Here is a 14,165-nt window from a genome sequence, read left to right as displayed (position 1 = left end):
GCTGTTGTCCTCTACTTCCCGGCGGTGGCGCAGGTTTTGAGCGCCTCGGCCGTGGCGGGGTCGTTGCGGTCGAGACCGGGGCCGAAGGCACCACCGGCCTGTCCCGGTACCGGGTCCGGGACCTCGATGCCCTGCTCGCGCAGGCACTTGGCGAGCGCGAGCAGTTCCTCCTGCTGGTGCTTGAGCTGCTCGGGGTCCTGCTTCTGCCGCTCCTGCACCACGTTGGCGAGAATCGCGCCGCAGGTGCGGTCGGCACTCTCGAAAGCGGGGGACGCCGTGTCGACGCCCTCGTACATCGCACTCGGATCGCCGGGGCGGGGGTCGGGCACCTGGACGCCTCGGTCGCGCATGCACTGGGCGTACTGGAGATACACGTTCGGTGGGGGCGCCTGCTCCTCGGTGGTGCAGGCGGTGAGGAACCCGGCCAGGCATGCGGCCGTCACCAGCATCGACAGGCGGAACATCGCCGTCCCCTTCTCTCTCGGATGCCCCCACTGTGCCGAGCGCGGCTTGGACCGGACTTAGCCGCGCTGAGGAAACGCTGAATGGCGGGATTGACGGGAACAGCCGCGATCGCTAGGGGCGGACACGAATGTGACTTTGGGGGCAGATTTCGCCCCGAAAGCCACATTCGTGTCCGGTGGGGAGAGGAGGCGAGGCTGCTGGGAGGGGCGGATGCCGACGAGCGGTGGGTGCGCTGGATGTGTGGCTTTCATAGCGCGACAGGACAGCGCGCAACTCCGTTGAGCGGGCAGCGGGCGGCGGGCGCAATGAAAGCCACATTCATTGCGCGGCGGGCGCGGCAGCCCGAGGCGGCCCGCCGAGCGTCTCGGGTTCGAGTGCGGCCCGGCGCGCGCGGCCGGACGTCACGAATGTGGCTTTCGAGACGCCAGATGTCTCGAAAGCCACATTCGTGACGTCGGGCCAGGGGCGAATCGGGGTGTGTGCCTCAGTTCAGGGGGAGGCGGACCTCGAACCGGGCACCGCCCAAAGTGGGGGAAGCGGTGGCGGTGACCTCCCCGCCGTGGCTGCGGGTGATTCGGCGGACCAGCGCCAAACCGAGTCCGACGCCGCCGCTGGCGCGGTCTCGGCTGCCGTCCACGCGGTGGAACCGGTCGAAGACGCGTTCCCGCTGATCCGGTGGCACGCCCGGGCCGTCATCCTCCACGGCAAAAACCGCGGAACCGCCGTCCACCCGCAGCGAAACGGCGACCACCCCCGCCGCGTGCTTGTCGGCGTTGTCCAGCAGGTTCCGCACCAGCCGCACCAGTTCGGGCACCACGCCGGTCACGCGCACCGGGACCAGCGAAGCCCGCACCTCCGCGTGCCGCACCGCGCTGGTTTCCCCCGCCACGAGCTCATCCAGCCGCACGGGTTCCGCCCGCCGGGACACCGCCGCCTCGTCGAGCCGCGCCAGGGTGAGCAGGTCGCCGGTGAGCCGCTCCAGGCGGCGGTGGTCGTCCAGCAACCGGGTCGCCACGTTCCGCCAGTCGGCGCTGTCCCGGTGCGCCAGCGAAACCTCCAGCTCCGCCCGCATCGCCGCCAGCGGCGTGCGCAGTTCGTGGGAAGCGTCCGAAACGAATTCGCGTTGCCGCCGCGCGCCCGAAGCGATGCGGTCCAGCATGCGGTTCAGCGTCCGCGTCAGCCTGCCGACCTCGTCGCCGGTGTCCTGCTCCGGCAGTCGTTCGTCCAAAGTGGAGTGACTGATTGCCTCCGCGCGCCGTCGCACGGCCTCGATCGGGCGCAGGGCGCGGTCCACCGCGAACCAGGTCAGCCAGCCGACAAAGATCGTCAGCACCGGCGCGGCCACCAGCAGCGAGTTCACCACCAGGTCGATGCTCTGCGTGATCTGCCCCGACCGCGAGATCGCCCGGATCGTGCGCACCTCGCCCTGCGGGGTGGTCACCGTGCGCGCGGGCACTATCTCGAAGTCCTCGGCCGGCGGCTTCGGCTCGGCGCCCGCCGAACCGGCCGCGCGGGTGCGTTCGGCGGGCACCGGCCGGTCGGCCGCCGCCTTCGCGCCGGTCTGCGGCACCGAGGTGACCAGCTTCCCGTCCTGGTCCTCGACGCGGATCATCGTCGCCGCCGACGGGTCCTCCGGCGGCAGCGGCTGCCCGTGCTCGACCGCGTCGGCCACCTTGTCCACCTGGCGCGCCGCCGCGTCGGCCATGTCCCCGAACAACGTGTTCGACATGCTGTTGACCAGCACGAACGAGGCGACGGTCAGCGCCAGGCCGACCGCCAGCGTGACCACCAGGGTCAGCCGCAACCGCAGCGAGCGCGGCCGCACCCTAGGCATCCGGGTCCACCAGGCGGTACCCGAGGCTGCGGATCGTCTCGATGCGGGCCGCGCCGATCTTGCGGCGCAGGTAGGACACGTACACCTCGACCAGGTTCGTGTCCCCCGCCGAGTCCAGCCCCCACACCGCGTTGAGCAGCCGGTCCTTCGACATCACCCGGTTGCGGTTGCGCAGCAGCGCCTCCAGCAATGCGCGCTCGCGCGGCTGCAGGGTCAGCTGCTTGCCGTTGACCATGCACTCGCCGGACTCCGGGTCGAGCGAAAGCCCGCCGTGGCTGAGCAGCCGCGGGCGCGGGGTCGCGCCGCGCCTGGCCAGCGCACGCAGCCGCGCCACCAGCACCACGAACGAGAACGGCTTGCGGAGGTAATCGTCGGCGCCCACGTCCAGGCCGTCGGCCTCGTCGTATTCACCGTCCTTCGCGGTGAGCATCAGCACCGGCGTCCACACCTCTTCGGCCCGCAGCCGCTTCGCCACCGCGTAACCGCTGATCGACGGCAGCAGCACGTCGAGCACCACCACGTCGTGCGCGCCTTCGCGGGCCTGCCAGTAGCCGTCGAACCCGTCGTGGACCACGTCCACGTCGAAGCCCTCGGCCGTGAGACCCGACGACAGCACTTCGGCGAGGCGGACGTCGTCCTCGACCACCAGAACCCGCATCGTCCCGCCCTTTCGCACCACCGGAAACGCCATCTCGAAAACACCATCGCACAGCCTGATTAGACGTTCCTGAGTTCGGCGGCGTAAGTACCGCGAAAGAAAGGATTTAGCCCACCGCCCGAGCATGAGGCGAATTCTCGGCAGGGAGGAAACTCGATGGGCGCCCGTCAAACGTACGTACTGGCCGCGGGCACGGCCTTTCCCGGGCCGCTGGTGGACAACGCGGCGCTGGCCGCGCGCTTCGGCACCACCGGCGCGTGGCGGCAGTGGGTGGACACCTTCATCGGCACCCGCACCCGCCACCTCGCGATCGACCCCGAAACCGGAAAACCGCACGCGACGCTGGCCGACCTCGGCGAAGAGGCCGGTCGCCAGGCGCTCACCGGGGCCGGGCTGGCCCCCGGTGACATCGACCTGGTGGTGATGGGCAGTGCCACTCCCGATCAGCTGATGCCGGCCACGGTGAACCTGATCGCCGACCGGCTCGGCATCGACCAGGTGCCCACCTACCAGCTCCAGTCCGGCTGCACCGGCGCGGTGCAGGCGCTCGACCTGGCCAGGCAGCTGCTGTCCACCGGCCGCCACCGCAACGCGCTCGTGCTCGGCGGTGACGTGTGCGTCAAGCACCTCGACTTCGACACCGACTTCGCCGCACTGCCGCCCGCGCAGCAGGTGAATTTCATCCTTTTCGGTGATGGCGCCGGGGCGGCCGTGCTCAGCAGCGAACCGGGACCGGAGGCGGTGGAACTGCGGCACGTGTTCGTCCGGCTGGTCGGGCTCGGCCGTCCGCCCGGCCAGGTGGTGGAGTGGTTCGGCGTGGCCGACCGCGACGACGACCGGGCGCCGGTGCTCGAGGACTACAAGGCGATCGAGGAGTCCGTGCCCGCGCTGGCGGCCGAGGCGCTGGACGAGGTGCTCGGCGAGCTGGACTGGTCCGCCGCCGATCTCGACTACCTCCTGCCGCCCCAGCTGTCGGGCAAGATGACCGCGCGGATCGTCGAGCACCTCGGTGTGCCGGACGCGCACGAGGTCACCTGTGTGGCGGACACCGGCAACATCGGCAACGCGATGCCGTTCGTGCAGCTGGCGAAGGTGCTGCCGTGGCTTTCGCCGGGCGACCGGGTGGCGGGCATCGCGGTCGAATCCAGCAAGTGGATCAAGTCCGGCTTCGCGGTGGAGAAGAGCTGATGGACTTCTTCACCGCCTACCGCGAAGGGCAACTCGCCGGTGCCTACCACCGCGTGCCCGCCCTGCTCGCCGACCTGGCGCCCGCGGAGCTGGCCCGCGCCGGGCGGCTGCTCGCGCAGCTCGACGTCAACGACGACGAGGCGACCGTGATACGAGTCGCGATCACCGGGCACGGCACGCTTTCCCCGCTGGTCCCGTCGCTGACCGCCGAGGTCGCCCGGCACGGCCTGCGGCTGCGCCCGACCGTCGGCGACTTCGGTGGCTACCTCACCGAACTGTCCGATCCGGACAGTGCCATCTACCGGGCCGGAGCCGAGCTCACCCTCTGCGTGCTCGACGCCGAGGCCATCTTCGCCGAGGTACCGGTGCCGTGGCGACCAGCCGACGTGCGCGCGGCCCTCGACGAGAAACTGTCCATTCTGGACAAACTGGCGTCGATCTTCGAGGCGAACAGCAAGGGCACCCTGGTGTTGAACACCCTGCCGCTGCCCCACCGCTTCACCGCGCAGCTGGTCGACCACCGCTCGCGCGCCGAACTCGGTGCGCTGTGGCGGGAAGCCAACGCGCGGCTGCTGCGCTTCGGTGAACAGCACCCGGGTGTGCTGGTGATAGACCTGGAACCGTTGCTGGCCGAAGGAATCCCGGTCGAAGACCCGCGACTGGCCGTCTACGCGAAGATGCACCTTTCGGCCGAACTGCTCGCCCGCTACGCCCGCGAGATCGGGCACCTGGCCAGGGGCGCGGCGGGCCGCACGAAGAAGTGCCTGGTGCTCGACCTCGACGGCACGGTGTGGGGTGGCATTCTCGGGGAGGACGGGCACGACGGCATCGAGGTCGCGGAGGGTCACCACGGTGAGGCCTTCCGCGCGTTCCAACGGGTGGTCAAGCAGATCGGATCACAGGGCGTGCTGCTCGCCGTGGTCAGCAAGAACGACCTCGAACCGGTGCGCCGCGCGCTCACCGAGAACCCGGCAATGACGCTGGGCGAGAACGACTTCGTCCGGATCATCGCGAACTGGCAGCCCAAGCACGACAACCTCCGGCAGCTGGCGGCCGACCTCAATCTCGGCGTGGATGCGTTCGCCTTCGTCGACGACAGCACGCTGGAATGCGGCCTGGTGCGCGACCAGCTGCCCGGTGTGGCGGTGCTGCCGGTGACCGGGGACCCGGCGCTGCACGTGGGGACCCTGCTCGCCGACGGCTGGTTCGACGTGCGCGAACTGACCGTCGAAGACCGGGCACGCGTGGACAAGTACCGCGAGGAGCTGTCCAGAAAGGACTTCCTGGACAGCTTCGACTCGATCGAGCAGTACCTGGCCGAGCTGGGCGTGCGAGTCCGCTTCGCCCCGGCCACCGAGGCGGAACTCCCGCGGGTTTCCCAGCTGACCCTGCGCACCAACCAGTTCAACCTGACCACCCGGCGGTTGCAGCTGCCCGAGGTCCGCGAACTGGCGGGCGATCCCGCGTGGCACGTGCTCGCCATCCGGTCGGGTGACCGCTTCGGGGAAAACGGGCTGGTGGGCGTCGTTTTTGCCCGGCGTGGGGGCAATTCACTCCACCTGGACAATTTTGTGCTCAGCTGCCGGGTGTTCTCGCGCGGAATCGAGCGGGCCTGCCTTTCCGCCCTGCTGCACCACGCCCGGGAAAACGGCATCACCGAGGTGTTCGGCAGTTACCGGCCCACCGCGAAGAACGGCAAGGTCGCCGACTTCTATCCCCGCTACGGGTTCACCGCCTTGCCCGAACCGGGTGAATTCCGGCACGACCTCGGCGAGATCGTCGCCGTCCCACCACACGTAGAACTCGACTTCGGAGGAGCACTCCAGTGAACACAGTGGACGATCTGGTCACGCTGGTCCGCGACGAACTGGGCCTGGCGGTCACCACCTCCGACGCCGCACGCAGCCTGGACGAGCTGCCGGGGTGGGATTCGGTGTACCTGCTGTGGCTGCTGACCGTGGTCGAGAAGAAGACCGGCAGGCCCGTCTCGCTGCCGGACCTGCTCGAAGCGGGCAGCCTCGAAGACGTGTACTCGCTGGTCGCGGCATGAGCTTCCCGGCGATCGCCCGCGAGCGGCGGCACACGCTCTACTTCCTGCGTGAGATCCGGCGCTTCTCCCCGGTTTTCCTGGACACCGAAATCGACATGAGCCGGGTGGTCGAGCACCGCGAACGGGCGAAGGCGGCCGGTGAGCGGATCTCCGTGCTCACCTACGTGGTGCACTCCGCCGCCCGTGTGCTCACCAGGCATCCCGAAGCGAACGCGGCGGTCCGCGGTGGCCTGTTCGCGAAGGTGGCGCGGTTCGGCGGGGTGGCCGCCAAGGTCACCCTGGACAAGCGGATCAACGGGCAGCGGATCGTACTGTCCACTGTGCTCACCGGTGTGCACGAGGCCGGGCTCGCCGAGATCCAGTCCGGAGTGGACCACTTCCGCGATGGCGATGCCGAGACCATGCCGGAGTTCGAAGGCGCCCGCAAGCTGCACCGCCTGCCACCGTGGCTGGGGCGGGTGCTGTTCGCACTGGCGGTGCGCCCGCTCGAAGTGCGCGCGGCCCGGTTCGGCACCTTCGCGGTCACCTCGCTGGGCCACCGGCCGGTGGACGGGTTCCACTCGGTCGGCGGCACCACCGTCACCCTCGGCCTCGGCCGGATCACCGACCGGCCCGTGGTGCGCGGTGGGGTGGTGACCGCGGCCCCGGTCATGCGGTTGAGCCTGGCCTTCGACCACCGCGTGATCGACGGCGCCGAAGCCGCCGACGTGCTCGCCGAGCTCAAGGAGAGCTTGGAGGGATTCACCGACGCCCACCCCCTCACCCCCACCGCGAGGGCGACCACCCAGGAGTCGAGATGACGCAGGACCCCGAGTTCCCGATGGCGCGCAGGTGCCCGTTCGACCCGCCGTCCGAATACGCCAAGCTGCGGGAAACCGAGCCGGTCAGCCGCGCGCAGCTGCCCGACGGCACCCCGGCCTGGCTGCTCACCAGGTACGCCGACGCCCGCGCGGTACTGGCCCACCCCACGGTCAGCGCGGACATCACCAAGCCGGGGTTCCCGCCGCTGATCCCGATCCAGAAGGACATCGTCAAGCAGGGGCACAAACCGCCGTTCATGCGGCAGGACCCGCCGGAGCACACGCTGTACCGCCGGATGCTCATCCCGGAGTTCACCGTGCGGCGGATGAAGGTGCTGCGCCCGGCGATCGAGCGGATCGTCGACGAGCAGCTCGACCACCTGCTGGCCCAGGACCAGCCCGCCGACTTGGTCACGCACCTGGCGCTTCCGGTGCCGTCGCTGGTGATCTGCCGCACGCTCGGCGTGCCGTACGCCGACCACGAGTTCTTCCAGGACAAAACCGGCGTCCTGCTCTCCTTCGACAGCACGCCGGAGGAGGTGGCCACGGCGATGACCGAGATCAGGGCGTTCCTCGGCGACCTCATCACGCAGAAGCAGCACACGCCGGACGACGATCTGGTCAGCAGCCTGGTGCACAACCACCTGGAAACCGGCGATGTCACCAGGGAGAACCTGCTGGCCACCATCCTGCTGCTGCTCAACGCCGGGCACGAAACCACGGCGAACATGATTTCCCTCGGCACGCTGGCACTGCTGGAAAACCCCGACCAGCTGGCCGCGTTGCGCGCCGATCCCGCACTGGTCGGCTCCGCGGTGGAGGAAATGCTGCGTTACCTGAGCATCGGCGACATCGTGCCCGCGCGCATCGCCACCGAGGACATCGAGGTGGGTGGAACAACGATCAAGGCGGGCGAAGGCATCATCGCGCTGCTCGGTGCCGCCGACTGGGATCCTGGGGTTTTCCCCAGTCCTGAGGTGTTCGACATCCGGCGGGGTGCCCGCCATCACATCGCCTTCGGTTACGGGGTGCACCAGTGCGTCGGGCAGAACCTGGCCCGGCTGGAGCTGGAAATCCTGTTCCGCGAACTGGTCTCGCGAATTCCCACGTTGCGGCTGGCCGCGCCGGTGGAGGACCTGCCCTACAAGCGGCAGGGCGCGGTGTACGGACTGCACGCACTGCCGGTGGCCTGGTAGCCGGGAAGGGCGAACCGGAGCCGGGCGTATCGGGTGAACTTGGCCGGGAGAATCGAGAATTCCGGCCTTCGCCCCCCACGGAGCCAGACCACGCGGTACGCTGGACCAGTCGGCCACCCCCCTCGGCCGACCCTTGAGCCCCCGGCGCCACCTCCCCCTCGAGCGCCGGGGGCTTTCTTAACTCTTCTTCGCCACGCGGCGGGCCATAACCCTTGTTATGCCAGGCGAATCCGCGGTGCCGGCTCGGCCCGCAGGTCCAGCGGCAGGTCGTTGCGGCGTTTCACGTTGAGCTTGCGGTACACGCGGGTCAGGTGCTGTTCCACCGTGCTCGCGGTGATGTGCAGCTTCCCGGCGATCTCCCGGTTGGTGTAACCGATTACCGCCAGCGCGGCGACCCGGCGTTCCGAACTGGTCAGTGAGGTGATGCCGGCGGTGTCCTCCCCGGCACTGGCCCCTGTGGACAGATCGCTGCTCGCGGACAGCAGCTCCGCGCACAACGGCTGCGCGTCGCACACCTTCGCCAGGTGCCAAGCCCGGCGGAACACCTTCCGTGCGCGCCGCTTGTCGTCGGCCTCGTAGTGCACTCGGCTCAGATCGACCAGCACGCGCGCCTGTTCGTAGCAGTCACCGGCCGATTCGAACAGTTCCAGTGCTTCGGTGAGCAGTGGCAGGCGACGCGGCGACGGGCTCAACGCCGCGAGCAACCGCAGGGACGCACCGCGCGTACGGAAGCCGTCGGTGCCCGGTTGCGCCAGCTGGTCGTGCACGAGCAACCGCGCCTGCTCCAAATTGCCCAGTCGCAACCACGCTTCCGCGGCCGAAGTCCGCCACGGCACCAGCCCGGCGAGTTCCAGGCGCCACCTCTGCGTCAGCTCCCCGCAGGACAGGAAATCCGCCAGCGCGGCGTGGTGGTGGTTCGTCGCGAGGTAGTAGTTGCCGCGCGCGTACAGGTACGGCAGCCCGTACCGGCTCTGGAACATCGCCTCCGGCACGGTGTAGGTGACCAGCTGTGCGGCCTCCTCGAACCGCCCCATCCGGGTTTTCGCCAGGATCAGGCTGCCCAGCGGCAAGCCGATCGCCACACCCCACGACTTGCGGGCCATCTGGGTCAGCGCGAGCTCGGCGTGCTCGGCGGCCGCGGCCAGTTCGCCCTGGCGGACCGCGATGGTGGCGCGGGCGCTGGCGAACATCGCCCGCCAGACCGGGGCCCGCCGGTGCTCGGCCGCGCCGAGCAGCCGGTCGCACCAGTCGGCCGCGCTCTTCGCCTGCCCGGCGGTGATCAGCACCAGCAACGCCAGCATCGCCGATTCCTCGGCCCACGACGTGCTGCGGTTCAGGTCGATGTCCCGCAGCACGCCCTCGGCGCGTTCGACCGCTTCGTGGCTGCGCCCGCGCGCGAGCACGTCGGCCAGCATCGCGGTGGACTGCAGTCCGGGATCGGCTCTGGGCGTGACCAGCGCGGGTGGCGAGCCGCCCTGCGCGGGCGGGCGGCGGCTGGCCAGCGGCGGGTGCACGCTGGTCAGCCACAGCTCGGTGTGCCGCAGTTCGGCGGCGGCCTCGGTGTGCTGTTCGCGCACCGAAGCCCGCAGCCGGTCGAGCAGGTCCATCGCCTCGTCGGCACGGCCGTGCCAGAGCAGCTGCCGGATCAGCACGATGCAGTCGCGCCGGTCGAGCTGGTCGGCACGCATGGCCGCGGCCAGCGGGGCCAGGTGCTCGGCCGCGGCGGCCGGGTTCACCTGCCATTCGGCGTAGGCCAGCCGCGCCCGGATGGCCGCGCGGTCCTCGTCGCCGAGGCTGGCGCGGTGGGCCAGCCGCAGCGAGTCGGCGGCGAGCTCCATCCGGTCGGACAGCAGCGCCTGTTCGGCCGCCTCCAGCAACACGGTGACCGCCCACGGCGGTTGCACGTCACCCGCCTCGATCAGGTGATGCGCCACCGTCATCGCCGAGGCACCCACCTCCTGCAGCAGGCGCGCGGCCCGCCGGTGCAGCTCGATCCGCTCGTCCGGCGGCAGGTCGTCGAGCACCGCCTGCCTGGCGACCGGGTGCCGGAACACGCCGGTGTCGAGCAGTCCGGCCGCGGTCAGCGCGGCGCAGCTCTGCCGCACCACGTCCGGGTCGGCCCCGGCCAGCTCGGCCAGCGTCGCCGGTGACCCGTCCCCGCCGAGCACGGCGACCGCGCGGGCCACCCGCGTCCGGACGGGGTCGCCGCGGTGCAGGCAGCTCAGCACGGCCAGCCCGTACCCCTCCGGCCGCGCGGTGCCCAGCTCGCGGTGGTCCTCGGCCAGCGACGCCAGCAGCAGCGGGTTGCCGCCGGTGGCGGCGTGGAACTCCGGCGCCAGTTCGGCGGGCAAGTCGGCGCGTTGCTCGAGCAGCCGCACCACGCCCCGCTCGGACAACGGCGCCACCCTGATCCGCCGGAAGTGGGGCTGGCGCAGCAGTTCGGCGCCGTACGGCCGCTGTGACGGCACCGGGTCGGTGTCGTCGGTCAACACGGCCAGGATCCGCGCCGAGCGCAGCCGCCGCACCAGGTACAGCAGGCACTGCAGGGACAACGCGTCCACGTGCCGCAAGTCGTCCACGCCGATCAGCAGCGGGTCGAGCGCGGCGAGTTCCAGCAGGGCGAGGGAAAGGCCGTGGAACACCTGGCCCAGCTCGGGCGGTTCGGACCGCGACCGGGCGGCGAGCGCCTCGGCCACCCCTTCGTCGACCAGGCGCACCAGCCGCGCCTGCAGGTCGGCAGGCAGCACCGCGCTGTGCACCAGCTGGCTGAGCACCCCGAACGGCAGCTCGCGCTCGGACCGCGAGCACAGCGCGCTCAGGAATAGCACCCCCGATTTCTGCGCCTGTTCGGCGAACACCCGCAGCAGTTCCGTTTTCCCGCTCGCCGCCGGGCCGTCGAGCAACACGACCTGACCTTTCCTGACCAGTGTTTCGTTGAGCAGCAGGCCGAGTACCCGCACCTGCTCTTCCCGTTCCACCAGTTCCATCGCCATCCCCCCGGATCGCTCGGCACCGCACAACGGTGCTGCTTTTGTCCTGCTGACAGCAGCGCGTCGTTGCACCGTTGAACAAACTAGCAACTTTCGTAGGAAAGTCCGCGAAACCGACCCATTGGCCGGAAATTCGGCGCACATCGACCCAGCACAGGACGCTTGCCTGATGAATCTGCACTAGGCCGGACTAAGCCGAACAGCGGAGTCATTCTCGGTGCACGTTCGATTATTTTCCGTACCGGAACCGCCGCCGATCAGCACCGGGACCGCCGCCCATTAGCGCGCGACACGGCCAGCGAGCGGCGCTATCCCAACCCGCGGACCGTAACCGGTTGGTTATCAGGTTTTTCTAAGTAAATAATTGACCAAGCGGATTAATCGCCCGCTCAGCCCCTTCACATCAACTTGGCCGTTCGGTAAGCTTTCTGAGAAAGTCCGCCCCGATCGGGCGCTGCTGGCAGGCCGGAATACGAAAATTATCGACCGAGGGCGAACGGTCATGCGATTCATGCTGCTTGGCCCACTGGAGATATTCTCCGGGCACGATCCGATCGGCATCAGCGGGCACAATCGGCGCGCGACGCTCGGTTTTCTGCTGCTGCACGCGAACAACGTGGTGGCGACCAGCAGGCTGCTCCACGCGGTGTGGGCTGGCGACGCCCCGCAGACCGCGCGCAAGATCCTGCACAACGCGATCGCGGACCTGCGCGGGGTGTTCGCCGCGGCGGGTCCCGGCGCACCCGACCTGCTCACCAGGGCACCCGGCTACCTGCTGCGGCTCGACCCCCGTCAGGTCGACCTGTTCCGCTTCCACGAGCTGGTCGAGCGCGGCCGCGCCGAGCTGACCGCGCGGTCGTTCGACACCGCCGCCGCCACCCTGCGCGAGGCGCTGGCGCTGTGGCGCGGCCCGGCGCTGGCCGACCTGGTCGAATCCGGGGTCCGCTGGCCCGAACTGCTCACCGTGCAGAACGCCAAGCTCGCCGCGATCGAGGACTGCATGGAGGCGGAGCTGGCCGGTGGACGGCACCACGAGGTGATCGGGGAACTCGAAGCCGTCGCCGAGGCCGAGCCGCTGCGGGAACGGCTCGCCGGGCAGCTGATGCTCGCGCTCTACCGGTGCGGCAGGCAGGCCGACGCGCTGACCGCGTACCGGCGCACGCGCACCGCGCTGGTGGACAGCCTCGGCCTCGACCCCAGCCGTGACCTCCAGGCACTGGAACGCGCCATTCTCAACCACGATCCGTCGCTGGCACTGTCCACATCGGCCGGAACCGCACCCGCACCGAGCAACGTCGCGCGGCTGGAGTTCGCCGGGCGCCCGAGCGTGACGCTGGAACGGAAGCGGATCAGCGCGGTGCTCGTGCGGGCCGAACCGGACCCCGCCACCGAGGATCCCGAGGACCTCGGTGAGTTGCACGACGAGCAGAGCGAAGCTGTGCACGCCGAAGCGCGGCGGTTCGGCGGCAGCGTCCGCGCTTCGATCGGCTCGACCTGGCTGGTGCTGTTCGGCGTGCCGCGCACCGGTGAGCAGGACGCGGTCAACGCGGTCCGGACCGCGCTCGCGCTGCGCGACCGGCTCCAGCGGGCGCACGCCACGGTCACCACCGGCGACGCGCTGGTGTCGCTGTCCGGGCAGCGCGCGCCCGAGGTTTCCGGCGGCCTGCTGGAAACCGGGCTGCGCCTGCTCGCGCACACGGCCGCCGGTGAGGTGCGGGTCTGCGCGGCCACCAGGGAAGCCACCGGGCACGCCTTCGAGTTCACCACCACCGGTGCGGCCGCCCGCGTGGACGGGCCGGTGACGGCGTCGGGCGAGCCGGGCACGGGCCAGCTGATCGGCCGCGACCGCGAACTCGGCAGGCTGCACGGGCTGCTCGACGAGGTACGCCGGTGGCGGCGCGCGCACCTGGTCGCGCTCCTCGGCGAGCCGGGGATCGGCAAGAGCAGGCTGCTGGCGGAGTTCGGCCGTTCGGTGCGGGAACTGCGGGAGCCGGTGCGCGTGGTCCGGGCCCGCGGCGGGGAACCGCTGGAGGTGCTCGCGGAACTGGTGCGGTCGTGTGCGGGCATCGAAGCGGGCAGCTCGTTCGGCACCGTGGCCGCGCGGCTCGCCGAGACGGTCCAGTTGCTGCTCGGCACCGGGAACCAGGCGTCGTGGGTGGCCGCGCACCTGCGCCCGCTGGTGTGGGAGCCGGGCAACGCGGCGCTCGCGGAGTCGATGCCCGCCTGCCGCGCGCTGCTCGAAGCCGCCGCCACCACCGCGCCGCTGGTGGTCCTGCTGGACGACCTGCACCTCGCGGGCGAGCCGGTGCACCGGTTCGTCGAGGACCTCGCGCAGCGGCTGCCGCTGCTGGTGGTCACCGCGGGGCAGCGGGCGCCCGCCCACCGCGACACCACCACGATGACGCTGGAGCCGCTGTCCGACGGGGCCACCGCGCGGCTGCTCGGCGCGCTGACCGGGCAGCCGGGCAGGCAGTACGAGCGGCTGGCGCCCCGGCTCGGCGGCAATCCGCGGTTCGCCACCGAGTACGCCAGGGTGCTGCGGCGGGCCGCGCCGGCACCCGCTTGGCCGGCCGCGGCGACGCGCTGGGCGGTGTGCGCGGCCCCGGCCGTGCCGCCGGCCGTGCACGCGATGCTGGCCGCGCAGCTCGACGCGCTGCCGCCGCCCGAGAAGGCGGTGCTGCGGGACGCGGCGGTGCTCGACGATCCGTTCGCCCCAGAGGCGGTCGCCGTGCTGGCCGATGCCGACGTGGGTGACGTGGTGGAGCCGCTGGAAGCCCTGGCACGACGGGATTTGCTGCGGGTGCACCGTCGGCTGGCCGCCGCCGTCCAGGTCGAGTACTCGTTCCGGAGCCCGCTGCTGCGTGAGGTGGCCCGCTCGCAACTGCCGCGGCGGGTGCTCGCCGAAAAACAGGCCAAGGCCGGCGCCTGGGCGGCACCCGCCACCGAAGAGGCTTCGTCCTGCTCGTAGTGGCGCGCGCTCAGGA

10 protein-coding genes are annotated in these 14,165 nt (G+C 70.7%); 6 read left to right on the top strand and 4 right to left on the bottom strand.

Going from position 1 to position 14,165, the window contains the following annotated elements:
- Positions 1-11 precede the first annotated feature (11 nt).
- From A4R43_RS38135 to A4R43_RS38125, 3 genes are all read right to left on the bottom strand, one after another.
- Positions 12-464 (bottom strand): hypothetical protein, encoded by a 453-nt coding sequence (locus A4R43_RS38135; protein WP_113696537.1) that lies wholly within the window; start codon positions 462-464, stop codon positions 12-14.
- Positions 465-949: 485 nt separating this feature from the next.
- Positions 950-2,299, bottom strand: a complete 1,350-nt coding sequence (locus A4R43_RS38130; protein ID WP_205215154.1) for a sensor histidine kinase — start codon at positions 2,297-2,299, stop codon at positions 950-952.
- Positions 2,292-2,957, bottom strand: a complete 666-nt coding sequence (locus A4R43_RS38125; RefSeq protein ID WP_113698159.1) for a response regulator transcription factor — start codon at positions 2,955-2,957, stop codon at positions 2,292-2,294. The genes A4R43_RS38130 and A4R43_RS38125 overlap by 8 nt, the downstream gene beginning before the upstream one ends.
- Positions 2,958-3,113: 156 nt before the next feature.
- Between A4R43_RS38125 and A4R43_RS38120 the strand changes: the two genes are divergently transcribed.
- The 5 genes from A4R43_RS38120 to A4R43_RS38100 are packed head-to-tail and all read left to right on the top strand — an operon-like array spanning position 3,114 to position 8,191.
- Positions 3,114-4,145, top strand: coding sequence for a 3-oxoacyl-ACP synthase III family protein (locus tag A4R43_RS38120; protein WP_113696535.1), 1,032 nt, complete (start codon positions 3,114-3,116; stop codon positions 4,143-4,145).
- Positions 4,145-5,974, top strand: coding sequence for an HAD-IIIC family phosphatase (locus A4R43_RS38115; RefSeq protein WP_113696534.1), 1,830 nt, complete (start codon positions 4,145-4,147; stop codon positions 5,972-5,974). The genes A4R43_RS38120 and A4R43_RS38115 overlap by 1 nt, the downstream gene beginning before the upstream one ends.
- Complete coding sequence (locus A4R43_RS38110) at positions 5,971-6,195, top strand: acyl carrier protein (protein WP_113696533.1); 225 nt, start codon at positions 5,971-5,973, stop codon at positions 6,193-6,195. Before A4R43_RS38115 ends, A4R43_RS38110 begins: the two co-directional genes overlap by 4 nt.
- A complete protein-coding gene (locus A4R43_RS38105; protein WP_113696532.1) occupies positions 6,192-6,995 on the top strand; it encodes a 2-oxo acid dehydrogenase subunit E2 in 804 nt (267 codons plus the stop codon). The genes A4R43_RS38110 and A4R43_RS38105 overlap by 4 nt, the downstream gene beginning before the upstream one ends.
- On the top strand, positions 6,992-8,191 hold the full coding sequence (locus A4R43_RS38100; RefSeq protein ID WP_113696531.1) for a cytochrome P450: 1,200 nt from the start codon (positions 6,992-6,994) through the stop codon (positions 8,189-8,191). The genes A4R43_RS38105 and A4R43_RS38100 overlap by 4 nt, the downstream gene beginning before the upstream one ends.
- A gap of 215 nt (positions 8,192-8,406) precedes the next feature.
- Here the strand turns inward: A4R43_RS38100 and A4R43_RS38095 are convergent, their stop codons facing one another.
- Entirely contained in the window at positions 8,407-11,178 is a 2,772-nt protein-coding gene (locus tag A4R43_RS38095; RefSeq protein ID WP_113698158.1) for a helix-turn-helix transcriptional regulator, read from the bottom strand.
- A 514-nt stretch (positions 11,179-11,692) separates the two neighbouring features.
- Here A4R43_RS38095 and A4R43_RS38090 point away from each other — a divergent pair.
- Entirely contained in the window at positions 11,693-14,149 is a 2,457-nt protein-coding gene (locus tag A4R43_RS38090; RefSeq protein WP_162788740.1) for a BTAD domain-containing putative transcriptional regulator, read from the top strand.
- Positions 14,150-14,165: the final 16 nt, after the last annotated feature.

Source organism: Amycolatopsis albispora (assembly GCF_003312875.1).
Classification (GTDB): Bacteria; Actinomycetota; Actinomycetes; order Mycobacteriales; family Pseudonocardiaceae; genus Amycolatopsis; species Amycolatopsis albispora.
The sequence above is the reverse complement of the archived record's forward strand: the minus strand, read 5'-3'. Positions and strand labels throughout refer to the sequence as shown.